The 23,523-nt window shown below is 62.4% G+C and carries 17 protein-coding genes and 1 pseudogene; 7 read left to right on the forward strand and 11 right to left on the reverse strand.

What is annotated here, in order from left to right:
• Window positions 1-174: 174 nt before the first annotated feature.
• From ACLEJR_RS16510 to ACLEJR_RS16520, 3 genes are all read right to left on the reverse strand, one after another.
• Window positions 175-630 (reverse strand): DUF2214 family protein, encoded by a 456-nt coding sequence (locus ACLEJR_RS16510; protein WP_440815092.1) that lies wholly within the window; start codon window positions 628-630, stop codon window positions 175-177.
• 330 nt (window positions 631-960) lie between these two features.
• On the reverse strand, window positions 961-2,343 hold the full coding sequence (gene cysS, locus ACLEJR_RS16515; protein WP_440815093.1) for a cysteine--tRNA ligase: 1,383 nt from the start codon (window positions 2,341-2,343) through the stop codon (window positions 961-963).
• 21 nt (window positions 2,344-2,364) lie between these two features.
• The gene (locus ACLEJR_RS16520) at window positions 2,365-4,062 is read right to left on the reverse strand and encodes a glutamine--tRNA ligase/YqeY domain fusion protein (RefSeq protein WP_440815095.1); all 1,698 of its coding nucleotides are present in this window, start codon (window positions 4,060-4,062) and stop codon (window positions 2,365-2,367) included.
• A 249-nt stretch (window positions 4,063-4,311) separates the two neighbouring features.
• Here ACLEJR_RS16520 and ACLEJR_RS16525 point away from each other — a divergent pair, with 249 nt between their 5' ends.
• Window positions 4,312-4,812 (forward strand): peptidylprolyl isomerase, encoded by a 501-nt coding sequence (locus tag ACLEJR_RS16525; RefSeq protein ID WP_440792829.1) that lies wholly within the window; start codon window positions 4,312-4,314, stop codon window positions 4,810-4,812.
• Entirely contained in the window at window positions 4,809-5,558 is a 750-nt protein-coding gene (gene lpxH / locus ACLEJR_RS16530; RefSeq protein ID WP_440815097.1) for a UDP-2,3-diacylglucosamine diphosphatase, read from the forward strand. The genes ACLEJR_RS16525 and lpxH overlap by 4 nt, the downstream gene beginning before the upstream one ends.
• Before the next feature lie 128 nt (window positions 5,559-5,686).
• Here lpxH and ACLEJR_RS16535 read toward each other — a convergent pair whose 3' ends face one another.
• The 7 genes from ACLEJR_RS16535 to ACLEJR_RS16565 form a co-directional block, all read right to left on the reverse strand.
• Entirely contained in the window at window positions 5,687-7,216 is a 1,530-nt protein-coding gene (locus ACLEJR_RS16535) for a DHA2 family efflux MFS transporter permease subunit (protein ID WP_440792825.1), read from the reverse strand.
• 239 nt (window positions 7,217-7,455) lie between these two features.
• Entirely contained in the window at window positions 7,456-8,658 is a 1,203-nt protein-coding gene (locus ACLEJR_RS16540; RefSeq protein ID WP_440815099.1) for an efflux RND transporter periplasmic adaptor subunit, read from the reverse strand.
• Window positions 8,659-8,673: 15 nt separating this feature from the next.
• Window positions 8,674-10,143: an efflux transporter outer membrane subunit gene (locus tag ACLEJR_RS16545; RefSeq protein WP_440815101.1), complete on the reverse strand. Its 1,470-nt coding sequence runs from the start codon at window positions 10,141-10,143 to the stop codon at window positions 8,674-8,676.
• On the reverse strand, window positions 10,140-10,613 hold the full coding sequence (locus ACLEJR_RS16550; RefSeq protein ID WP_245138170.1) for a MarR family winged helix-turn-helix transcriptional regulator: 474 nt from the start codon (window positions 10,611-10,613) through the stop codon (window positions 10,140-10,142). The genes ACLEJR_RS16545 and ACLEJR_RS16550 overlap by 4 nt, the downstream gene beginning before the upstream one ends.
• A 223-nt stretch (window positions 10,614-10,836) precedes the next feature.
• Window positions 10,837-14,523, reverse strand: coding sequence for a translocation/assembly module TamB domain-containing protein (locus ACLEJR_RS16555; protein ID WP_440815103.1), 3,687 nt, complete (start codon window positions 14,521-14,523; stop codon window positions 10,837-10,839).
• Window positions 14,520-16,247: an autotransporter assembly complex protein TamA gene (locus tag ACLEJR_RS16560; protein ID WP_440815105.1), complete on the reverse strand. Its 1,728-nt coding sequence runs from the start codon at window positions 16,245-16,247 to the stop codon at window positions 14,520-14,522. The genes ACLEJR_RS16555 and ACLEJR_RS16560 overlap by 4 nt, the downstream gene beginning before the upstream one ends.
• Before the next feature lie 114 nt (window positions 16,248-16,361).
• Window positions 16,362-17,012: a GNAT family N-acetyltransferase gene (locus ACLEJR_RS16565; RefSeq protein ID WP_440815108.1), complete on the reverse strand. Its 651-nt coding sequence runs from the start codon at window positions 17,010-17,012 to the stop codon at window positions 16,362-16,364.
• A 176-nt stretch (window positions 17,013-17,188) separates the two neighbouring features.
• Here ACLEJR_RS16565 and xthA point away from each other — a divergent pair, with 176 nt between their 5' ends.
• The 3 genes from xthA (at window position 17,189) to ACLEJR_RS16580 (ending at window position 20,636) form a co-directional block, all read left to right on the forward strand.
• Window positions 17,189-18,001, forward strand: coding sequence for an exodeoxyribonuclease III (gene xthA, locus ACLEJR_RS16570; RefSeq protein WP_440792813.1), 813 nt, complete (start codon window positions 17,189-17,191; stop codon window positions 17,999-18,001).
• 379 nt (window positions 18,002-18,380) lie between these two features.
• Window positions 18,381-19,715, forward strand: coding sequence for a substrate-binding domain-containing protein (locus ACLEJR_RS16575; protein WP_440815111.1), 1,335 nt, complete (start codon window positions 18,381-18,383; stop codon window positions 19,713-19,715).
• A gap of 594 nt (window positions 19,716-20,309) precedes the next feature.
• Window positions 20,310-20,636 carry a DUF6124 family protein gene (locus ACLEJR_RS16580; protein ID WP_440815114.1) on the forward strand — a complete coding sequence of 109 codons (327 nt, stop codon included), beginning with the start codon at window positions 20,310-20,312 and terminating at the stop codon, window positions 20,634-20,636.
• Between the two features lie 231 nt (window positions 20,637-20,867).
• On the opposite strand, the gene ACLEJR_RS16585 is transcribed toward ACLEJR_RS16580, so the two are convergent.
• The gene (locus ACLEJR_RS16585) at window positions 20,868-22,109 is read right to left on the reverse strand and encodes a M20/M25/M40 family metallo-hydrolase (protein ID WP_440815117.1); all 1,242 of its coding nucleotides are present in this window, start codon (window positions 22,107-22,109) and stop codon (window positions 20,868-20,870) included.
• Between the two features lie 220 nt (window positions 22,110-22,329).
• Here ACLEJR_RS16585 and ACLEJR_RS16590 point away from each other — a divergent pair.
• Together ACLEJR_RS16590 and ACLEJR_RS16595 are read left to right on the forward strand one after the other, a co-directional pair.
• Window positions 22,330-22,494: pseudogene (locus ACLEJR_RS16590) on the forward strand (flavin-containing monooxygenase); the annotation flags it as partial.
• A 17-nt stretch (window positions 22,495-22,511) separates the two neighbouring features.
• The gene (locus ACLEJR_RS16595) at window positions 22,512-23,441 is read left to right on the forward strand and encodes an alpha/beta fold hydrolase (protein WP_440792805.1); all 930 of its coding nucleotides are present in this window, start codon (window positions 22,512-22,514) and stop codon (window positions 23,439-23,441) included.
• Window positions 23,442-23,523: the final 82 nt, after the last annotated feature.

A 23,523-nucleotide genomic window follows, 5' to 3' on the forward strand; every position in this document is an offset into this window, starting at 1 on the left:
ATCGTCGCAATGGCTGGCTAAAGATTCCGGTTGACCGCGTCTCACCCCTCTCATCCCCGCTCTCCCCCGCCTTCTGCTTTCGTCCAGCCCGCATACCGATACTAATGGCATGGCTCAAAGCATGGCTGTCAGACATTTCGTTTTAATGGCGACGAAGCAGGCGTTTGCGTCCGGTCAGCCCAGGGTGATGCCGCGAGCCATGCCCGTGGCCGCGACCATCATCAAGAGCAGCAGCAAGGCTTCGATATGGCTGATCCGTGCAAAGCGGCCGGCTTTCGAAGAATCGATCGCCTGCCCCTTGCCCCGCGCCATCCGCCATTTGATCAAGGCGATCATTGGGACAATCTCAAGCAGCAGGATCAGCAAAAGCACAGTCATCTTCAGGTGGAACAATGGCTGGTGCAGGTAATAGTCCGAGCCTTTTTCGAACCCACCAAACGCCCGCATCCCACCGGTTATCAGTAACACCAGCGCCGACAGGCCCCACACGTTATCCGCCATCAACACGTTACGCACCGCATCCGCGCCACCCGCCAGGCGTCGTAGCGCCGTGCCGCGGGTGAGCACCGCCCAGAAGCCGAGGGCGAAGACCAGGAGATGGATTGCTGCGAGAGACCAGTGAGCCAACATGGAAGACACCTGCCAGTGAGAACGTCGAATCGACCTGACAGTACTAGCTCATAAAAGAGGGATCGGCAGGCTGAACACAAAAAACTGTGGGAGCGAGCTTGCTCGCGATAGCGGTTCAGCATTCAACGAATGATGTTGACTGATCTGACCCCATCGCGAGCAGGCTCGCTCCCACATTGTCCCGGGTTGGCCCCAGAATCGACGCTCACCACCGACCTCTGTGGGAGCGAGCCTGCTCGCAATAGCGGCTTAGCATTCAACTAATGTGTTGACTGATCTGACGCTTTCGCGAGCAAGCCCGCTCCCACAAGGTGGCGGGCGGTGCCGGACTCAGTCTGCCAACCGCCAGGTCGTTGCGCCCTTGCCGTCTTCCAGCACTACGCCCATGGCGGTGAGCTGGTCGCGGATGCGGTCGGATTCGGCCCAGTCCTTGTTCGCCCGTGCGCTCAGGCGCGCCTGGATCAAGGCTTCGACCTCAGCGGCATCTACCCGTCCTTCGGCACCGGCTTGCAGGAACTCATCGGCCTCAAGCTGCAACACACCCAGCACACTGGCCAGTTCCTTCAGGCGCGCGGCCAGACCCGCTGCCGCATTGAGATCGCTCTCACGCAGGCGGTTGATCTCGCGCACCATCTCGAACAGCACCGCACAGGCTTCCGGCGTGCCGAAGTCGTCGTTCATCACTTCGGTGAACCGCGCCACGAACGCTTCGCCACCGGCGGCCGGCACAGTCGGCAGGCCCTTCAACGCGTGGTAGAAACGCTCCAGGGCACCCTTGGCGTCCTTGAGGTTGTCTTCCGAATAGTTGATCGCGCTGCGATAGTGGCTCGACACCAGCAGGTAACGAATGACTTCCGGGTGATACTTCTCCAGCACGTCGCGGATGGTGAAGAAGTTGTTCAAGGACTTGGACATCTTCTCGCCGTTGATCCGGATCATGCCGCAGTGCATCCACGCGTTGGCGTAGGTCTTGCCGGTGGCCGCTTCGCTCTGGGCGATTTCGTTTTCGTGGTGCGGAAACTCCAGGTCGCTGCCGCCGCCATGAATGTCGAAGGTTTCGCCCAGGCAGCAGGTGGACATCACCGAGCATTCGATGTGCCAGCCCGGACGGCCCTTGCCCCATGGCGAATCCCAGCTCGGCTCGCCCGGCTTGGCAGCTTTCCAGAGCACGAAATCCAGCGGGTCCTGTTTCGACTCGTCGACTTCGATACGCGCGCCGATGCGCAGGTCTTCGATCTTCTTGCGCGACAGCTTGCCGTAGCCCATGAACCTGGCGACGCGGTAGTACACGTCGCCATTGCCCGGGGCGTAGGCATAACCCTTGTCGATCAGAGTCTGGATCATCGCCAGCATGCCCGGAATGTGGTCCGTGGCACGCGGCTCCAGGTCCGGCTTGAGGATATTGAGGCGCGCCTCGTCCTCATGCATGGCCTCGATCATGCGCTCGGTCAGCGCATCGTAAGACTCGCCGTTTTCGCGGGCGCGGTTGATGATTTTGTCTTCGATGTCGGTGATGTTGCGCACATAGGTCAGGTCATACCCGCTGAAACGCAACCAGCGGGTCACCAGGTCGAAGGCGACCATGCTGCGGCCATGGCCGATGTGGCAGTAGTCGTACACGGTCATGCCGCACACGTACATGCGCACTTTGTTGCCATCGAGCGGCTTGAAGACTTCTTTGCTCTTGGTGAGCGTGTTGTAGATCGTAAGCACAGGGTTTCCCTTAAGACTTGATCATTGACCCCAGGAATCTCGCAAGGTCACGGTACGGTTGAATACCGGAGCACCGGGCTTCGAGTCCTTGATATCCGCGCAGAAGTAACCTTCGCGCTCGAACTGGAAACGGTCTTCCGGCTGTGCGTTGCCCAACGAAGGCTCGGCACGACAACCAGTGAGGACTTGCAGGGAGTCAGGGTTGATGTTGTCCAGGAAGCTGGCGCTGTCTTCGGCCTTCTCCGGGTTCGGCGAACGGAACAGGCGGTCGTACAGGCGCACTTCGCACTCGACGCTGGCGGCGGCCGGCACCCAGTGGATCACGCCCTTGACCTTGCGACCTTCCGGGTTCTTGCCCAGGGTGTCGGGGTCATAGGAGCAACGCAGCTCGACGATGTTGCCATCGGCGTCCTTGATCGCTTCGTCGGCGCGGATCACGTAGCTGCCGCGCAGGCGCACTTCACCGGCAGGCTCCAGGCGCTTGTAGCCCTTTGGCGGCTCCTCCATGAAGTCGTCGCGGTCGATGTAGATTTCCCGGGCGAACGGCAGGACGCGCACGCCCATGTCTTCCTTCGGGTGACGCGGCAGCTCCAGGTTTTCGACCTGGCCTTCCGGGTAATTGGTGATGACCACTTTCAGCGGGCGCAGCACGCACATCGCACGCGGGGCGCTCTGGTCCAGGTCGTCACGGATGCTGAATTCCAGCATGCCGAAGTCCACCACGCCGTCTGAACGGTTGGTGCCGACCATCTCGCAGAAATTGCGGATCGATTTCGGCGTGTAGCCACGGCGACGGAAGCCCGACAGCGTCGACATGCGCGGATCGTCCCAGCCGTTGACGTGCTTCTCGTCCACCAGTTGCTTGAGCTTGCGCTTGCTGGTGATGGTGTAGTTCAGGTTCAGGCGGCTGAATTCGTACTGGCGCGGGTGGGCCGGCACCGGCAGGTGCTCCAGGAACCACTCGTACAACGGACGGTGGCTTTCGAATTCCAGGGTGCAGATCGAGTGGGTGATGCCCTCGATGGCGTCCGACTGGCCGTGGGTGAAGTCGTAGTTGGGGTAGATGCACCACTTGTCACCGGTCTGGTGGTGATGAGCGTGGCGGATGCGGTACATGATCGGGTCGCGCAGGTTCATGTTCGGCGAAGCCATGTCGATCTTGGCCCGCAGCACGCGTGCGCCGTCCGGGAATTCACCGGCGCGCATGCGGGCGAACAGGTCCAGGTTTTCCTCGACGCTGCGGTCACGGAACGGGCTGTTCCGACCTGGCTCGGTCAGGCTGCCGCGATATTCCTTGGCCTGCTCGGGGGTCAGGTCGCAGACATAGGCCTTGCCCGCCTTGATCAACTCCACCGCCCAGTCGTGCAGTTGGTCGAAATACTGCGAGGCGTAGCGCACTTCACCGGACCACTGGAAACCCAGCCACTTGACGTCGCTTTCGATCGCGTCGATGTATTCCTGGTCTTCCTTGGCCGGGTTGGTGTCGTCGAAACGCAGGTGCGTGACGCCACCGAACTCCTCGGCCAGGCCGAAGTTCACACAGATCGACTTGGCGTGGCCGATGTGCAGGTAGCCGTTGGGCTCAGGAGGAAAGCGAGTGACGATCTGTGTGTGCTTACCCGAGTCCAGGTCCGCCTGGATAATCGGGCGCAGGAAATTGACCGGCACGGCCGGGCCGGTCTTGGAATTCGAGGTAGGGTCGACAGTGGGCTTGCTCATAGGATCCTTGAACAGACAAGTACGCGGCCGGGTGCGGCCTGATAAATCAAAGCCCGTATCATAGCCGATGCTGTCAAGCGGCTGACAGGCCAGGCGGGTAAAGGATTGAATTTAATCGACGACCCGATGAAAAACAGCCTCGAAATTCAGGCGTGGCACGCTAAACTGCCCAACCTGGCCGTTTGCAGCCAGATCGGTTGCGGGCATCAACGCCCCGAAACCCACGAATTCCTTGAAAGAGTACCGACCATGAGCAAAGTCAAACTGACCACCAACCACGGCGACATCGTTCTGCAACTGAACGCCGAGAAAGCGCCGAAGACGGTCGAGAACTTCATTCAGTACGTGAAGGAAGGCCACTACGACAACACCATCTTCCACCGCGTCATCGGTAATTTCATGATCCAGGGTGGCGGCTTCGAACCGGGCATGAGCCAGAAGAAAACCCGTGCCGGCATTCAGAACGAGGCCGACAACGGCCTGTCGAACAAGAAGTACAGCGTCGCCATGGCCCGTACCATGGATCCACATTCGGCCTCCGCCCAGTTCTTCATCAACGTGGCCGACAACAGCTTCCTCAACCACAGCGCCAAGAACACCCAAGGCTGGGGTTATGCCGTATTCGGTGAAGTGATCGAAGGCAGCGACGTCGTCGACAAGATCAAAGGCGTGTCCACCACCTCCAAGGCCGGCCACCAGGACGTTCCGGCAGAAGACGTGATCATCGAGAAAGCCGAGATCATTGAGTGATACTGCTGATTTCAGATTTGCATCTGGAAGAGGAACGCCCGGACATCACCCGGGCGTTTCTGGATTTACTCGCGACACGCGCCCGTTCGGCGCAGGCGTTGTACATCCTGGGCGATTTCTTCGAAGCCTGGATCGGCGACGATGCCATGACCCCATTCCAGCGTTCCATCTGCCAGGCCCTGCGCGAATTGAGCGACAGCGGCACGGCGATTTTCCTGATGCACGGCAACCGCGACTTCATGCTGGGGCAGGCCTTCTGCAAGGCGGCCGGCTGCACCCTGCTCAAGGACCCGAGTGTCGTGCAATTGAACAGCGAGCCGGTGCTGCTGATGCACGGCGACAGTCTCTGCACCCGCGACGAAGACTACATGAAGCTGCGCCGCTGGCTGCGCAACCCGATCACGCTGTTCATCCTGCGCCACCTGCCGCTGGGCACTCGCCAGAAACTGGCGCGCAAGCTGCGCAGTGAAAGCCGTGCGCAGACGCGGATGAAAGCCAACGACATCGTCGACGTCACCCCGGAAGAAGTACCGCGGGTCATGCGCGAATATGGCGTGAAGACCCTGATCCATGGGCACACCCATCGTCCCGCCATCCACAAGCTGCAACTGGGCGACCACGCCGCCCGACGCATCGTGTTGGGGGATTGGGACAAGCAGGGATGGGCGTTGCAGGTGGATGAGCAAGGGTTTGCGTTGGCGCCGTTCGGGTTTGGCAATTCGCAACTGGCATTACCGAGTACTTGAAGCATACGCCTCCTCTGTGGGAGCGGGCTTGCTCGCGAAAGCGGTGTGACAGTCGCCCAAAATGTTGAATGACACACCGCCTTCGCGAGCAAGCCCGCTCCCACAGGGGATTGCATTTCATGCTCGATTCAGTGCCCGCTGGCCTCCGGCCCTGCCTTCGCCGCAAACGGCGGCTTCGCCAGCCACACCAACAGAATCAAACCCATGAACGCCCAGCCCAGCAACGTAAAGTAATCCACGGTGGAGAGCATGTACGCCTGGCTGGTGAGGACGTGGTCGAGCTGGGCGTACGCCGGCGCGCTGGCGCCGCCGAGTTGGTTGAGCGCCTCGCGGGTCGCCGGCTCGTAAGTGCTGATGCTTTCACTCAGGTACGCATGGTGCTGGTCGGCCCGACGGATCCAGATCCAGGTGGTCAGGGACGCGGCGAAGCTGCCGCCCAGGGTCCGCAGGAACGTTGCCAGCCCGGCGCCGTCGGCGATCTGCTGGGGCGGCAGGTCCGACATCAGGATGCTCAGGGTCGGCATGAAGAACAGCGCCACGCCGATGCCCATGAACAACTGCACCAGGGCGATGTGTTGAAAGTCCACCTCGTTGGTGAACCCGGCGCGCATGAAACAGCTCAGGCCGATCGCCAGGAACGCCAACCCGGCCAGCAAGCGCAGGTCGAACTTGTGGGCGTATTTACCGACGAAGGGCGACATCAGCACCGGCAGGATCCCGATGGGTGCCACGGCCAGCCCGGCCCAGGTGGCGGTGTAGCCCATCTGGGTCTGCAACCATTGCGGCAGGATCAGGTTGATGCCGAAGAAACCGGCATAGCCACCCACCAGCACAATGGTGCCGATGCGAAAGTTGCGGTAGGCGAACAGCCGCAGGTTCACCACCGGATGGCGGTCGGTCATCTCCCAGATCACGAACACTGCCAGGGCGATCACCGAAATCAGCGCGCCAATGATGATGAAGTTCGATTCGAACCAGTCCAGGTCATTGCCTTTGTCGAGGATCACCTGGAGCGCACCGACACCGATGATCAGCGTGATCAAACCGACGTAATCCATCGGCTGGCGACTGGTGACCACCGGCCGTGCCTTGAGCTGCTGGCGCACCACCATCACCGCGAACACGCCGATGGGCACGTTGATGAAGAAGATCCACGGCCAGCTATAACTGTCAGTGATCCAGCCACCGAGGATCGGCCCGGCGATCGGCGCCACCACCGTGACCATCGCCAGCAACGCCAGGGCCATGCCGCGCCTGGCCGGCGGATACACGGCGATCAGCAAGGTCTGGGTCATCGGGTACAAAGGCCCGGCCACCAGGCCCTGGAGCACCCGAAAGCCGATCAGCTCGGGCATCGAAGTGGAGATGCCGCACAAGAACGAAGCGAGCACGAACAGCATCGTCGCCCACAGGAACAGCTTCACCTCGCCGAACCGCCGGCTCAACCAACCGGTCAAGGGCAGCGCGATGGCGTTGCTCACCGCAAACGAGGTAATGACCCAAGTGCCCTGCTCCGAACTGACCCCCAGGTTCCCGGAGATGGTCGGCAAGGCGACGTTGGCAATCGTGGTGTCGAGCACCTGCATGAACGTCGCCAGCGACAGCCCGATGGTGCTGAGCAACAGGCTGGGCGGCGTGAAGGACGCGTTATTGCTCATTGCGAAATCCTATGAAGCGAAGGTGGCGGAGTCGTCCAGCTCAAAAACACAAAACCTGTGGGAGCACACAGCAGTTCACTCAAGGCTGTTGGAGTCATGTGGCGAGGGAGCTCGCTCCCGCTGGCTGCGCAGCAGCCCTTTTTGTGAGCGCTTCGCACTCAAGCGGGAGCAAGCTCCCTCGCCACAGGTTCAGTGTTTCCTTTGAATGAACTGTGGTGTGGGAGCGAGCCCATGAATGACTAACGCTGTGCAGTCTTGCTCGCAGCCGCGCTGTTCTCATGGATCAGCCGGGTGATCATCGCGTCGGCGTCGGCCAGTTGGCGGTCGTAGACCTGGGTGCTGAACGTCGCTTTCTGCGGCGGTTGCTGCGCCAGGACCGGGCCGCTCTGGTCGTGCAGGTCGACGTTGACCTGGGTCGACAGACCGACGCGCAACGGGTGCCGGGCCAGCTCTTCGGCATTGACATGAATGCGCACTGGCACCCGCTGGACGATCTTGATCCAGTTACCGGTAGCGTTCTGCGCCGGCAGCAGGGCGAACGCACTGCCCGTCCCGGCGCCAAGGCTGTCGATGGTGCCGCTGTACTTCACATCGCCACCGTACAAGTCAGCCTCGATATCCACCGGTTGACCGATGCGCATGTCGCGCAACTGGGTTTCCTTGAAGTTGGCGTCGATCCACAACTGGTCCAGCGGAATCACCGCCATCAACGCCGTGCCCGGCTGCACTCGCTGGCCCAGTTGCACGGTGCGCTTGGCGACGTAACCGGTGACCGGCGCGATCAAGGTGCTACGGGCGTTGGCCAGGTAGGCCTGACGCAATTGCGCGGCGGCCGATTGCACATCCGGATGAGACGACACCACCGTGTCATCGACCAAGGCGCTGGTGGTCTTGAGCTGTTGCCGAGCGTTGGCCAGGGCGTTCTGCGCCGAGGTCAGGTCATCCCGGGCATGGGAGAGTTCTTCCTGGGAAATCGCCCCGCCGGCGGCCAGGTTCTTACGCCGGTTGTAATTTTCCTGGGCCTTCTGCACTTCGGCCTCCTGGGCATTGACCTGGGCCCGCATGCCGTCGACATTGCTATATAAGCCACGCACCTGGCGCACGGTCCGCGCCAGATTGGCCTGAGCGCTCTGCAGCCCGACTTCGGCGTCGTTCGGATCGAACTGCACCAGCACCTGGCCTTCACGCACCAGGTCGCCATCGTCTGCGCCGATGCTCACCACGGTGCCGGTGACTTGCGGCGTGATTTCCACCACGTTGCCATTCACATAGGCATCGTCGGTGCTTTCATTCCAGCGGCCATACAATTCATGCCAGCCCCAGACAGCCAGGGCGCCGAGAATGACGATGACCGCCAGCACCAGCAGCATCACCTTGCGCTTGCGCGGGTTGTTGCTGTCCTGCGGGGTTTCGGAAGATTGCGTAGTTTGGGCAGTGGCCATGACAAATACCTCGAATCAGTTGTTCGGCGTGGTGGAGGCCGGCGCGGCCAAAGCCAACGCCTGAGCATCGAAACCGCCGCCAAGGGCCTGCATCAGCTGGATCGACAGATCGATCTGCTCGGCATTCAGGTTCGCCAGTTGGCGCTGGGCCTGGAGCAGTTGCTGCTCGATGCTCAGCACGTCCAGGTAGTTACCGATGCCCGAGCCGTAGCGCTGGACCACGGTGTCGTAGGAACTCTGTGCAATATCAGTGGCGTGCTGCTGGGCGCCGATCTGCCGGGCGATATCACGCAACTGGTTGATGGTGTCGCTGACATCCCCCAGCGCCTTGACCAGGCTCTTGTTGTATTGCGCCACCGCCAGGTCGTAATCGGCATCCCGGGCATCCAGGTCGGCGCGCAGGCGTCCGCCGTCGAAGATCGGCAGCGAGACCGTCGGCGCCACATTGAAGAAGCGGCTGGCCGAACCGAACATCGCGTCGCCCAGCAACGACTGCACGCCCGCCGCCGCGCTCAGGTTGAGGTTGGGGTAGAAGTTGGTCTTGCCGGCTTCGATGTTCTTGCCCGCCGCCTCGACCCGCCAGCGCGCGGCGACCAGGTCCGGACGACGGCCCAACAGCTCCGCCGGCAGGTTCGAGGGCAAGGCCACCGCGCTGGACTTGAGCACATGGGGTCGGGCGATTTCATTGCCACGATCCGGCCCCTTACCCAGCAATACCGCCAGGGCAATCTTGGCACTCTGCAGGCGTTTTTCCGCATCGATACGGGTGGCGTCGGCGCTGGCTTCCAGGCTTTCGGTCTGCTGGAACTGGTACTCGCTGTCGATCCCGGCGCTGAGGCGGCGCTTGCTCAAGTCGAGCATCTGCCGGGTGCGCTTGAGGTCTTCGGCGGCCAAGTCATAAATAATGTGGGCCTGGCCGAGGTCGCTGTAGGCCCGGGCCACGTCGGCGGCCAGGGTCAATTGCGCGGCCTGGCGGTCGATTTCAGCGGCGCGAGCTTGACCGAGAGCGGCTTCCCAGGCAGCGCGCTGACCACCCCAGAGGTCGAAGTTGTAATTGAGGTCCACGCTCAGCGAACGCAGGGTGCTGTAGGCGCCACCCTGCCCCGCCGGGTCCTGGTCGCGGGCCAGCCGCGAACGACTGACGCTGCCGCTGGCATCCAGTGTCGGCATGCGCGCAGCGTTGGCCGCATAGGCGGCGGCGCTGGCCTGATGCACACGGGCGCTGGCGATCTGCATGTCCGGGCTGTCGCGCAGGGCCTCGCGGATCAGACCGTCGAGCTGCGGGTCACCGAGGCTTTTCCACCAGTCGCTTTTCGGCCATGAGGCCGGCGACAGGGTCACGCCGTTCAGTGATTGCCCGACCTTGAGACTCTGGGCTTCGAGGCTGACGCCTTCGGTCTTCAAGCCGCTGTAACTGGCACAACCGGCCAGGCTCATGGCCAGCAGCACCAGGCTCAAGCCACTACGCAAGGTTCTACGCTTCATTTTTCCCCCAGTCGCAGCACGGTGATGGGATCGCCGGCAGCGAGCAGTATTTTCTTGAGAATCTGTTCGAGGGTTTGCAATTCCTCGCGGCTGATGGCGCTGGCCAGTTGGTTCATCGCAGCGGCGCCGATCACCGGCAGGCGATCCGCCAGGGCCTGACCGGCGTCGGTCAACACCAGCAACACTTGCCGACGGTCATCCACCGAGCGCTGACGGGCCAGGAAGCCCTTCTGCTCCAGGCGATCGAGCATCCGGGTCATCGAGCCACTGTCCAAGGACAGGTAGCGACACAACTCGGCCGGGGTGTCGATGCCGTGCTGGGCCATGATGATCAGCACCTTGAACTGCGCGGCGGTGATGCCGACAGGTTCCATGTGAGTGTCGATGATCCGGTCTTTAAGCAGCGCAGCGCGGCCGAGCAGCATGCCGAGATGGCAATTGTGGAATTCGTCTGGGGTGAAATGCTTCATCTGGACACCGTTTGCTGCCTAGGCAGTGAATGTATGTCGAGATATTACTGCTTAGGCAGCGAATGTCAAACAAATAGTTAGCTTGCTACATACAAATCGGATAGACGCAGAAACCCTGTGGGAGCGAGCTTGCTCGCGATGGCGGCGTATCGGTCAATTCGATTTTGACCGGTATGACGTCATCGCGAGCAAGCTCGCTCCCACAGGGTTAGAGGAAAGGCTTCTAGAAATCGCGCTTATAGAAAATATCCAGCGAACTGGCGACGCCGCTGGCGGCTTCGAGGTAGACCTTCTTGCTCAGTTTGTAGCGCAGGGCGATGGTGTTGGCCGGCTCGAACACGCCGACGCCGTAGCGCAGGCTGAGCTTTTCCGAGAGATTGCCGCTGGCGACCACGCTGGTGTCGTTACCGCTGCCCTGAGTGTCGAGCTGGAAGTCCTCGATGCCCAGGTTATTGGCAAGGCTGGTGGTCACGCCTGAACTGCCCATCAAGCCCAGGCCCAACGCTGCCTGGGCGAGCATGTTGTTGTCCTCGCCGGTGGTGCTCAAGGGCCGGCCCAACACCAGGTAGGACAGCGCCTGTTCCTGGCTCATGGCCGGTTCCGAGAAAATCTGGGTAGTGGGCTGTTCGGCGCTGCCGCTCAGGCGAATGCCGGCGATCACATCGTCGGTCTGGCGGATCGCCTCGATGTCCAGATAAGGCTGGTCAATCGGTCCCGCGAACAGCAACCGCGCCCGGCGAACCGTCAACCGTTGCCCGTAGGCCCGGTAGCGACCGTCGTTGAGCCAGAGTTCGCCACGGGTGTCCAGGTTGTCGCCGATGTGCACCTGGCCCTGCACGTTGGCGGTCAGCCCGAACCCGGAGAACGCGAGTTTTTCCTGGCCGACGATCACGTCAATGTCCATCGCCATGGCGATCGGGGCCTTGCCCTCTTCGGTCTGGTGACCAACGATCACCGTGTCGTCCGAAACCTTGACCGTGGACGGCGGCAGCTCGCGGATGGTGATTTCGCCCTTGGGCACCAGGACCTTGCCGGCAATCGACAGCCGCTCGCCGTGCAATGTGATATCGAGGTCCGGCGCCATTTCCAGTTGTGCATAAGGCTCGACATTGACCGGCAACTGCGCGCCCTTGAGCGCCAGGTTCAGGCTCAAGGCCTCGCCCCAACCGATGTCACCATTCAGGCTGCCCTGCCCGCTCTTGCCACTTCGCCAGTTGCCGTCCACGCGCACCGATTCGCCGGCAATCATCGCCCGCAGTTGCAAGGCTTCGAGGCTGACCGGCAGTTCCGGGCCGGACACTTCGCCATCGCTGAGTGTCAGGTTGCCGTTGACCTGGGGCGCGAGCAGGCCACCGGACAAAGTACCGCTGCCGTTCAGATGCCCAGTGAGGGTTTCCACCATCGGCACGAACGGTCGGGCCACGGACAGGTCCAGGCCGGTCAGGCGGAACGAGCCGCTGAGGGGTTTGCTGGCGGGCAACGGGTTGATCTGCGCCTGGAGCATCAGTTCGCCAAGCCGGGCGCCGACGAAATTCAGCTCGGTGTCGATGCGCTTGGGGGTCAGGCGGCTGTCCAGTTTCAGGGTCTGGTAGGGGAAGTCCAGCCATTGCCCGTCGGCGCGGTCCTTGTCGCGGATGCGCAGCGTGCCGCCGCTGGCGTCCACCTGCACGCGACCGTTCGGGCCGCTGGCCGGCAGGTCCAGTTGCAGGTCGGCGTTAAGCTGGCCGCGCCAGGCAAAATCCTTGGGCATCCACTGGGCGAGGCTTTCGATGGGAAATTGCTTGAGGTGATAGCGCAGCTTCGGCTCCGGCATCAAGCGCTGGTCTTCGCCGCACAGGCTGGCCTGGCCGGAACGCCAGCAATGGGCACCGAAATTGAGGGTGCCGTCCGCCAGGCGTTCCAGTTTCGCCGGGGCTTGCAGGCGCCAGGCCTGGCCGCCGGCCTGGATATCGCCCCCTTGCAGACGCCCGCGCCAGTTGCCTTGGTCGAGGGCGCCAGCGAACGCCAGGGTCGTGTCGAGTTGCGGCCCTTGCAGATCCAGGCTGAGTTGCTGTTGCTTGATGTCGCCCTGGCCGCTGACGGTCAGTACGCCCAGGGACGTTTCGCCGACGTTGATGCCGCCGGCCTTGAGATCGACCTTGCCCCGTTGCGCGCTGTCGAGGGTTGCGTCGAGGTTCAGGCTTTGCAGACGGTTATCCCGGAATGCCAGTTGCGTGCCTTGCAAACCGAGCTTGCCTTGCGGCGCCTTGAGTGTCCCGGCCATGTCGAGCCGACCCACGACCTGACCACGCAATTGCGGCCAGAGCTGGGCGAGGCGCGACAGCTTGATGTCGAGCTGGCCGCTGAGCTTCTGTTGCAGGCTGGCGCTGCCGTTGATGCGGTTGTCCCCCAGGCGGATGTCCAGCGCGCTGAGGTTCCACTGCTCGCCCGCGCCGCTGGCCTTGGCCTGGAACAGCGCCGGCTGGCCGCGCAGCTTGCCTTTGAGGTCCAGGTCGGCGTCGAGCGCAAGGTTGCCGTTGTTCATCGATCCTTTACTGCGCAACGGTCCGGCCAGGGTGCCAGGGAGTTCACCGAGCCAGTACGCCGGGTTGATAGCTGACAGTTCCAGCGCCGTGTCCCAGTCGATGCCGTCGGCGAACTGCACGTCCAGGTGCCCTTCGGCCTTGCCCTGCCCCGCTGCAAGCTCGAGTTGCGGCAGGTGGATTTGCGCAAGATCACCGCTGAACGGACTGCTCAGCTCGAAAGCCCCGGCGGGTCCGTCCAGCGACGCCTGGAAATTGCCCAGGTACTTGCCATCGGTGTACGAGACTTCGCCGTTGAAGCGGCGCAGTGTCACTTGCGGTTCGTCGATCAACGGATAGAGGCGATGCCAGGGGAAATCCAGCCAGGCGACTTTCGCGTCGGCGCTCAGGCCTTCGCGCCAGTCCAGTTGGCCGGTGAGCTTCAGGCTTTGCTGGTCGCCGGCCTCCAGGTCCAGCGCGGCGATCTGGGCGCCATTGGCGTCGACCCTGCCTAGCAGTCGCAACGCCACCGGGCCTTTCTCGGCGGGCAACTTTGCGTTGCCGAGCAGCTGATAGCCGTTTTTCAGATCGCCTTCACCGGTCAGCTCCAACTGGTTGAGCAACAGCGTGTCCGGCAGATCGGCGCTGGCCCGGAAGCCATCGGCGGTGATGCGCACCTTGGCCGGCAGGTGTTCGGCCAACGGCTGCAGTTCGCCGATCAGATGTCCTTGCAGGTAGCCGCTGCTGTCAGCGCTAAGGTTGAGGGTCTTGAGCAGATCACCATCGACTTTCAGCGCCAGGGCCCATGGTGTGGCACCTGGCGCCGGCAAGGTCAATCGGCCTTCGGCTTCCAGCGGCCAATCGCCGCCGGGCTTCAGCAGGCCGGACAGCTTCAGGCTCAGCTCGTCACGCTGCAACTGCACCGCGTCGATCAACATACCCTCTGCGGTCCAGTGTGCCGCCAGTTGCAGGCCCTTGAGCTGCTCGCTGCCGTTGAACAGCAGACTGCCGACTTGCACGTCGCCCAGCTCAATGGCGACCGGCAGGTCCAGGTCCGGCAAGGTGAGCGGGCCATCGCTCGGCGCATCGCTGGACGGCGCAAATTGCAGGCTGACGGTGGCGGCCTTGAGTTGCTCGATGCACAAGGTCATGCGCATCAGGCAAGTCGGCGACCAGGCGAAGATCACCTCCTCGGCCTCCACCCGGCTGCTGTCCTGCTGCCACAGCAGATGATCGGCGCTCCACTGTCCCGCCAGACGCCCCTGGAAATTATCCACGCTCAACCCCGGCACCCGGCCCAGGGCCCAACGGCTGCCGAATGCAGTGCCCAGCACCACGCTCAACGCGAGCACGATCACCACCAGCAACCCGACGAGTGCCAGCAGCGTTCTTTTCAAACCACGACTCACAGCTCGGGCCCCATGGAAAAGTGCAATCGAATGCCGCCCTCTTCATCCAGCGCGTGGGCCAGGTCGAGACGGATCGGCCCTACCGGTGAGACCCAACGCACGCCGACGCCGACGCCGGTCTTCAGGCTCGGCAGTTCGAGGTCGTTAAAGGAATTGCCCTGGTCGACAAAGGTCGCCACCCGCCATTTCTCCGCGACCGAATATTGATATTCCAGGCTGCCCGCGACCATGTAGCGGCCACCGATCCGGTCGCCTTCGGAGTTCTCCGGCGACAGGCTCTGGTAGTCATACCCGCGCACGCTCTGGTCGCCACCGGCGAAAAAGCGCAGGGACGGCGGGATGGACTTGTAACCGTTGGTGGCGCTGCCGCCGACCTGGGCCCGAGCCAGAAAGCGATGCTTGTCGAACACCGTGGTCAAGCCCTTGACCATGGCGGTGCCGTAGACCAGGTTGTTGTCCGACCCCAACCCTTCCTTGGCGACCTTGGTGTCGAACTGCAGGCGATAACCGTTGTGTGGATCGATGCGGTTGTCGCTGCGCAGGTAGGAGTAGCTGACGCCGGGCATCAGCAGCGTGCTCAGGCCCGAATCGTCGCCGAGGCGATACTCCTCGCGCTGCCACTTGAGCGACACCACCCGTTGCCAGCCACTGGGTAGCTTGCTGTGCCATTCCGGGCCGACGGTCAGCAGTTTACTGAGGGTGTCGGTGCCGGCCAGTTCTTCGTATTGATAGCCGCCGGCGTAGCGCAGCTTGTCGGTCAGCGGTGGGTCCAGCGGCACGTCATACCACAGCCCGACGTTCTGCCGGGGCGCAGAGACTTCCGCTTCCCAACCATAACTGTGGCCCTGGGGGTTGACCCAGTGCCGGGTCCAGTTGGCCTTGGCCCGTGGCCCGACGTCGGTGGAAAAGCCCAGGCCCAGGCCCATGGTGCGCGGCTTGCGGGTGTCGAGTTTGACCGCCACCGGGATCACGTTATCGGTGGCGGCGGTGGGCGCTGCGTCCACCCGCACGCCCTCGAAATAGCCACTCGACTGCAGCGCCTGGTTCAGTTCGGCAATGAGCTCGGAGTCGTAGGCCGTGCCGGCCTTGAACGGCACCATGCGCTGGAGCAGGTCCTCATCGAACGGCGTGTCACCCTCAAAACTCACCGGGCCCAGGGCATAGCGCGGGCCGCTGTCGTAGATCAACTCGATGTCGGCAACGCCCGCCCTGGGATCCACCAATAATTTCTGACTGCTAAAGCGCCCACTGAAAAAACCGTAGCGCGACGCCTGGTTCTGGATCTGGCGCTTGGCATCTTCATAGCGCCCGTGGTTGAGCACCGCGCCGGGCTTGAGGCCGGCGTCGGAGGGCAGGCGAAACGCCTTGAGAGACGCCGCCGGGCCGTCGATACGCAAGGTGACGTTGCGCAGATGCACGGGCTCGCCGGGATCGATGCTCAGGACCAGGCGCGGGGTCTTGCCGCCCTTGACCTCACTGTCGATCTGCGGCTGGTAGTAGCCCAGCGCCTGGGCGGCTTTGCGCGCCTGCTCCTCGGCGCCGCGACTGAAGCGCAGCAAGGCCTCTTCGTCACGATCGCCCAGACCGCCGATGTAACCTTCTACGTTGGCCTTGAGGGCATCATTGGACGGTTTGACGCGTACATCCAATTCATTTTGTGCCAGCGCCGCGCAGCTGAGGGACAGCAAAAGCGCGCCACTGGTCATTCGTCCTGGGAGTTTCATGGCGCGGATGCTATCACGAGCGTAGGTGCCTGATAGAGCCGGACCTTTCCCAAAAGTTCGTCCGACTAGTGGCCTGTACTGTTAATTGAGTGCACGAATCAGCCACACAGGCCACTAGGCCGTTGCGCTGTGCAGAACCTGCGGGTTGGCATGAAAGAACACGTGCTCGCGGATCGGCCCCACCGCGATCTCGCCGATTTCCTCGTAGCCCTGGCGCTTATAGAACTCCAGGTAACGCGGGTTGCCCGTGTCGAGCACCACGCCTTGGGAGTGTTCATCCACAGCACACCAATTGTGCACGGCGGCCAGCAACTGCTCGCCGAAATGCTGCCCTTGGAACTGCGGATGAATCCCCAGCAACGGCAGTACATGCACCGAGTCCGAGGGCAGGCAGGCCGTCACCGCCGCGTGGTATTCCAGGTAGCGCCGGGTGCAGCGAAACCCGGTGCTCAGCACCATGCGCAGGCGCCAGGCCCAGCTTTCGGTAATGCCCAGGCGGCGCTGGGGTGGCGCGATCAGGGCGATGCCGATCAGGCGGTCGTTGACTAGCAACCCGATGGCCGGCAACTCCTGGAGAAAATGCTGCTTGACCAATTCCCGCACTGTGGCCCGTACCCGCTGTTCGTAACCGGGGCGCTCGGACTCGAACAGGAAGCTGAAGGTCGGCTCATGGCGATACGCCTGGTACAGCAACGAACGGGCTTCGCGGGAATAACCGCTGTCGAGCATATGGATATCGGCGATGGCGGTGGCGCTTTCAGGCATGGCGGGAGATCTCCTGGGCGAGGCTCGTTGAGGCCCTGCTCTTATTGACTACGAACCCGATGGGTTTGTGATCGTTCCTACAAGCAAAGGACATTAGCAGCGCATTTGTCCTACTGCCACGCTGGCTCACATCCTACATGTCAGCTAGCATCGCAGTTTTGCCAGGACAGCCGACCATGAAGATCGTTTCCTTCAACATCAACGGGCTGCGCGCCCGTCCCCATCAGCTGGCGGCGCTGATCGAAAAGCACCAGCCGGACGTGATCGGCCTGCAGGAAACCAAGGTCCACGACGAACAGTTCCCCCTGGCCGAGGTGCAGGCCCTGGGCTACCACGTGCATTACCACGGGCAAAAAGGCCACTACGGCGTCGCCCTGCTCTCGCGCCAGGCGCCATTGAGCGTGTACAAAGGCTTCGAAAGTGATGACGAAGACGCCCAGCGACGCTTCATCTGGGGCACCTTCGCCGACGCCAACGGCGTGCCGGTGACCATCATGAACGGCTATTTCCCTCAGGGGGAAAGTCGCGACCACCCGACCAAATTCCCGGCCAAGGAGCGTTTCTACAGCGATTTGCAGCAGTTGCTGGAAAGCCGCTTCAGCAACGACCAGCCGTTGGTGGTGATGGGCGACGTGAACATTTCCCCGCAAGACTGCGACATCGGCATCGGCCCGGATAACATGAAACGCTGGTTGAAAACCGGCAAATGCAGCTTCCTGCCCGAAGAACGCGAATGGATGGCCCGCCTGAAAAATTGGGGCCTGGTGGACAGCTTCCGCCACCTCAACCCGGACGTCACCGACCGCTTCAGCTGGTTCGACTACCGCAGTCGCGGTTTCGAGGACGAACCCAAGCGCGGCCTGCGCATCGACCTGATCCTCACCTCCCATGGCCTGCTGCCACGGGTCAAGGATGCCGGCGTCGACTATGAACTGCGCGGCATGGAAAAACCCTCGGACCATGCACCGATCTGGGTGGAATTGGCCTGAGCGGTACGCAAAACCTGTGGGAGCAAGGCAGCCGCTCAATAGCTTTCCACCACAGAGCCACTGTGAGAGCGAGCCTGCTCGCGATAGTGGTATAAAGCGCACATTGATGTTGAACGTGCCGCCTCAATCGCGAGCAGGCTCGCTCCCACACTGTTGCGCGGTGGCCGCAGAATGTCGTTCCGCCGAAAATCCCCTGTGGGAGCGAGCCTGCTCGCGATAGCGGTATAACGCGCACCTTGATGTTGAATGTGCCGCCTCAATCGCGAGCAGGCTCGCTCCCACAAGGGCTCCGGCTGAACATCGGTAGCACCGCTGTCATCTACCCGTCACCTGACTGACTTAATCTTCCGGCACCTCCCTGGCTTCAAAAGGTACCGGCATGCGGCTGTGCGTTGGTTTATTCATAGGTCTCTGGCTGCCCCTCGCCGCCTGGGCCGGCGCGCTGCCCCTGCCCGAACAGGGTCCGGCGCTGCGCCTGCAAGGCTCCAACACCATCGGCGCGGCGCTGGGTCCGGCCCTGGTCCGGGGCTTGATGGAAGCCCAAGGCCTGCTGCGGGTAAGCACCGAAATCACCGGTCGCGACAACGAGCAGCGGATCGTAGGCCAAACGGCCGATGGCCGGCGGGTCATGATCGACATCGCGGCCCACGGCTCCAGCACCGGGTTCGCCGCGCTCAAACAGGAGAGCGCTGACCTCGCGGCTTCTTCCCGGCCGATCAAGGACAGCGAGCTGAAGGACCTGTCGTCCCTCGGTGACCTGAAAAGTCCCACCGCCGAACAGGTCATCGCCATCGATGGCCTGGCAATCATTCTTCATCCACAAAACCCGTTGCGTCAGCTCGACACCCTGCAACTGGCGCGGATCTTCAGCGGCGAGGCGAAAACCTGGGAAGCCGTGGGTGGCGTCGGCGGGCCCATTCATCTTTATGCCCGTGACGAGCAGTCCGGCACCTACGACACCTTCAAGGAACTGGTACTCAACCGACAGGGCAAACGGCTGGATCCTACAGCCCGGCGCTTCGAATCCAGCGAACAGTTGTCCGACGCTGTCAGCCAGGATCCGCAAGGCATCGGTTTCATCGGCTTGCCCTACGTGCGCCAAGCCAAGGCCCTGGCGATTGTCGACGGCGATTCCCAACCCATGTTGCCGCTGAACAACCTGATCGCCACCGAGGACTATCCCCTGTCCCGCCGGCTATTCTTCTATTTACCTCCGCAGAACACCAACCCATGGGCCGAGGCGCTGGTGGCGTTTACCCAGAGCGACAAAGGCCAGTCCATCGTCGCGGCCAACGGCTTTATCGCCCAGACCGTCCAGGCCATGGCCGTCACGCCGAACCCGCTGATGCCCGAGGGCTACCAGGCCCTGAGCCGCCGGGCCCAGCGCCTGAACGTCAACTTCCGCTTCGCCGAAGGCAGCGCCAGCCTGGACAACAAAGCCCATCAAGACCTGAGCCGGGTGCTCGACTACCTCAAGCAACACGCCAAGACCGACCGCCGAGTGACGCTGGTGGGCTTCGGCGACGCCAAGGACGACCCCACCCGGGCGGACCTGCTGTCGAAACTACGAGCCATGGCGGTGCGGCGTGAGCTGGTCAAATACGGCGTGACCCTACGGGAAGTACGCGGCTTCGGCGCCCTGATGCCGGTGGCCACCAACAGCGAGGATGAAGGCCGGGTGAGAAATCGGCGGGTGGAGGTTTGGGTGTACTGAGTCGGCTTGATCAACGCCGCCCCCGTGGCGAGGAGCTTGCTCCCGCTCGACGGCGCAGCCGGCGCAGAACCGGCTGGCGCGGTCCTTCTGAAAGATGAGTTATTAAGGATGTTTCCAGATTTGATGTCCGGCACAGATCCCTGTGGGAGCGAGTGTTCTGCAGTCCTGTGTCCAGCCTTTTTGGGGCTGCTTCGCCCGAGGCGTCGGACCGTCCCAGCGGGAGCAAGCTCCCTCGCCACAAGGGCCTTTTGTTCATCCGACTTGCCCCGGCGTAGGACCAAACCGCCTCACCTTGCGCCATTGCCTACAACTACGCCAGAATCCGCCGGCTTGTGCGCCTTGGGCCTGGGTTTTATCGTTTCCCCGTCGCTGAAAAATCAGTGATCGGGTTTGGTAGCCCGGGTAAAACTAAGGCGCACAGTTCCGCAAATACATCCGCCGACTATGGTCGGGTGATTGTTATGGCGGCTGTGCGTGGGGCGCCCTTGGGCGCGCTGGGTTTGCCTTGGTACCCGGTCTACCAACCTGCGTATAGCCGCCACCTAATGTTTGGTAGCAATAGGTTGTGGCTCCATTAACCAAGGAGTTTCATCTATGTTCAAACCAACACCCAACCCACCCAACACCGATCCGAACACACCAGAACTCGACCAGGCCGCCAAGCGCACGATCGACGCCTACCTCAAGCACACTGAACCGGCAACTGACCCAGCCCAGCTATTTACCGTCGTCGACGGCATCGACACCGAATGCCTGCTGGTCAACCTCAACGAAACCCTGAACTCGGCCAGTGCCATGATCGACGACCTGACATTTGACCTGGAGGGTTCCAGGCGACATGTGATGTTGGGTATCCAACAGTTGATCGAGCTCAGTAGCTTGCTGGCGAATCGGGCGTTGGATAACGTCGATCCGCGTTAGTCCACACCACATCCAACCCTTGTGGGAGCGGGCTTGCTCGCGAAGGCAGGCTGTCAGTCAATCAAGAGTTGACTGACATGCCGTCATCGCGAGCAGGCTCGCTCCCACAGGGGCTCTCGGGTGTTCTGCAATCCGGCGCCCAGCCATTTGGGGCTGCTTCACCCGAGGCGTCGGACCGTCCCAGCGGGAGCAAGCTCCCTCGCCACAGGGGCCCGCGTTACATTCACGGAGCTATTGTGGCTTCGCCAACTCCATGATCATCCGCGACAACAGATAAATCCTCGGCACCACGCTCTCCACCTCGGCATATTCCTCGGGCGTATGGATATTGCCGCCAACGATGCCAAAGCCATCCAGGGTCGGCGTGCCGGCGCCGGCAGACAGGCTGGCGTCCGCGGCGCCGCCGCTGCCTTCTTCGGTGAGTTTGCGCCCCAGTTCGCCATAAATGCCTTGAGCCATCGCCATCAGGCGATCCGACTCCGCGGTCTGCGGCATCGGCGGCAGGCCGCGCTTGAGGCTGGTGGTGACTTCGGTGTCGGCGATCAGTTTGTCCTGGGAAACCCGGGCCAGGTCTTTCTCGATGCGGTCGAACTCCTCCGGCACCGCCGCCCGCACGTCGGCCTTGGCGCTGGCCTTGTCAGGGATCACGTTGGTCCGGTCGCCGGCATTGAGCACCGTAAAGTTGATGGTGGTTTTCTTCTCGGCGTCGCCCAGCTTGCCGAGCTGGAGAATCTGGTGCGCCGCCTCCATCGCTGCATTGCGCCCCAGTTCCGGCGCGACGCCGGCGTGGGAGGCCTTGCCCTTGACCTCGACCAACGCCGTGGCGCTGCCCTTGCGCCACACCACCAGGCCATCGGCTGGGCGACCCGGTTCGAGGTTGAGGGTCACGTCGTGGGCCTTGGCGGTTTTCTTGATCAGGTCGGTGGCCGCGTCCGAACCGGTCTCTTCGCTGGCGTCGAGCAGGAAGGTGATCTGCCCATAGTCCTTGAAGCCGAGGTTCTTCAGCACTTTCAGTGCATAGATCCCGGCGACGATGCCGCCCTTGTCATCCATCACCCCCGGCCCATAGGCGCGGCCATCCTTGATGTGAAAGGGTCGCTCGGCCGCCGAGCCTTCCTTGAACACGGTATCCATGTGCGCCATCAACAGGATTTTCGCCTTACCGGAGCCCTTGAGCGTCGCCAGGACGTGCTGCGTGCCATCGGAGTTGGGCACTTTTTCGATGCTGAAGCCGAGCGTCTTCAATTCATCGATGGCGATGTCACCCACTTGAGTCAGCCCCGGCACGTAGCCGGAGCCGGAGTCGATATTCACCAGCCGTTCTAGCAGCTTCAGGGCCTCGCCTTTGTACTGTTCGGCATCGCTCAGCACCTGCTGGTGAGGCTGCGCAAAGACAACGGGAGCAAAGGCGCCAAGGGCCAGGCTCAAGCCCAGGCTGACGGCCAGACGGGAGCGAAGAGCAGTAATCGTCATGATTTCATCCTTGTTCCGTAGCGAAAGAGTGCCCAGGCACCCTACCTGACTATGCCCCAAGGCTCTAGACCGCAGCTGTCGATCAGCAAAATTGCCAGCGCTGATGAGCCGGTATTTATTCTTTGCAATAGCTGAGTCTTCGCCGATTCTTGGCTATACATGACAAGAGCAACGGTAAACCATCCATAGAGGAGGCCCTGTGGCCGAGCAGCGTTACGCCGCAGCGATCCACCGGGAAATGCAGCGCACGATGCGGAAATCCGGCGGCTGTCACAGCTGGTATCAAAGCAGGAGCGGCCATGTGATCGCGATATTCCAAGGTTTCAGCTTCACTTATCACTATCTGACCCGTCGGCTCCGGCTGGCGGGCCACATCCTGTCGTGACCCATGGAGGGCAGAACATGCTGGTGTTGTGGGTAGTCCTTGCCGTGTTCATTGCCTGGAGCTGGTTGACGTACCCGGGCATCGGTCATGTGCTGTATGACTTGAGCATGGCCCTGGAGGCACGCCTCTACCGGTTGCATAAAGTCACCGTGCCCATCAGCGAGATGACGGTCTCGACCTGGCAAGGCGGACCTTATGAAGCCTCGGGCAGCATCCTGATGCTGCACGGCTACAGCGCCGACAAAAATCTGTGGTTGCGCTTTGCCCGGTATTTCGTGGGTGATTATCGGGTGGTGATTCCCGATCTTGCCGGCCATGGCGAAACCGGCTTCAAGGCTGGCGGCGGCTACGACATCCCGACCCAGGCCCGGCGGGTCATCGAGCTGCTCGATGCTTGTGGTCTGGACAAGGTCCATGTGATTGGCAACTCCATGGGCGGTTACCTGGCGGCGTGGCTGGCCGCCACCTCACCGGAACGGGTACTGACCCTGGCCCTGGTCGACCCGGCAGGCGTCACCGCACCCGAGCCCAGCGACATGGAACGCCATCTGGCCGCCGGGCATAACCCGTTCCTGGTGAACTCGCGGGATGAGTTCGCCCCCTTCTATGCCATGACCATGGCCTCGCCGCCTTGGGTGCCGAGCGTGGTGCTGGCGGCCCTGGCCGAGCGCTACGAGCAACGGCGGGAGGAGCTGGCCGAGATCTTCGTCGACTTTCGCGCCAGCCCGCCCATGGAACCGCGCCTGCCAGACATCCGCGCCCCGTCGCTGTTGCTCTGGGGCCGCAAGGACCGCTTGATCGACGTCAGCAGCGTGCCGGTGTGGAGCAAGGGCATCACCGACTTGCGGGTGGAGATCTGGGACGGCGTCGGGCACATGCCGATGGTGGAAAAGCCGGGAAAGACTGCGGCGTTGTACCGCGAGTTTCTGAAAGGATTAGGGCAGTGACCAGTCGAACAAGGCCACCGTGGCGAGGGAGCTTGCTCCCGCTGGGGCGCGCAGCGGCCCTTTTCCGGGGATGCTTCGCCCG

The organism is Pseudomonas sp. SMN5 (genome assembly GCF_052041925.1).
GTDB lineage: Bacteria > Pseudomonadota > Gammaproteobacteria > Pseudomonadales > Pseudomonadaceae > Aquipseudomonas.

Coding starts and splice junctions, on each gene's coding strand:
- ACLEJR_RS16550 (WP_245138170.1), bottom strand. CDS start 10,613: ATGAAGCATTTCACCCCAGACGAATTCCACAATTGCCATCTCGGCATG.
- ACLEJR_RS16535 (WP_440792825.1), bottom strand. CDS start 7,216: ATGAGCAATAACGCGTCCTTCACGCCGCCCAGCCTGTTGCTCAGCACC.
- ACLEJR_RS16540 (WP_440815099.1), bottom strand. CDS start 8,658: ATGGCCACTGCCCAAACTACGCAATCTTCCGAAACCCCGCAGGACAGC.
- ACLEJR_RS16560 (WP_440815105.1), bottom strand. CDS start 16,247: ATGAAACTCCCAGGACGAATGACCAGTGGCGCGCTTTTGCTGTCCCTC.
- ACLEJR_RS16595 (WP_440792805.1), top strand. CDS start 22,512: ATGCTGGTGTTGTGGGTAGTCCTTGCCGTGTTCATTGCCTGGAGCTGG.
- ACLEJR_RS16585 (WP_440815117.1), bottom strand. CDS start 22,109: ATGACGATTACTGCTCTTCGCTCCCGTCTGGCCGTCAGCCTGGGCTTG.
- ACLEJR_RS16520 (WP_440815095.1), bottom strand. CDS start 4,062: ATGAGCAAGCCCACTGTCGACCCTACCTCGAATTCCAAGACCGGCCCG.
- ACLEJR_RS16580 (WP_440815114.1), top strand. CDS start 20,310: ATGTTCAAACCAACACCCAACCCACCCAACACCGATCCGAACACACCA.
- ACLEJR_RS16545 (WP_440815101.1), bottom strand. CDS start 10,143: ATGAAGCGTAGAACCTTGCGTAGTGGCTTGAGCCTGGTGCTGCTGGCC.
- ACLEJR_RS16525 (WP_440792829.1), top strand. CDS start 4,312: ATGAGCAAAGTCAAACTGACCACCAACCACGGCGACATCGTTCTGCAA.
- ACLEJR_RS16510 (WP_440815092.1), bottom strand. CDS start 630: ATGTTGGCTCACTGGTCTCTCGCAGCAATCCATCTCCTGGTCTTCGCC.
- ACLEJR_RS16565 (WP_440815108.1), bottom strand. CDS start 17,012: ATGCCTGAAAGCGCCACCGCCATCGCCGATATCCATATGCTCGACAGC.
- ACLEJR_RS16575 (WP_440815111.1), top strand. CDS start 18,381: ATGCGGCTGTGCGTTGGTTTATTCATAGGTCTCTGGCTGCCCCTCGCC.
- xthA (WP_440792813.1), top strand. CDS start 17,189: ATGAAGATCGTTTCCTTCAACATCAACGGGCTGCGCGCCCGTCCCCAT.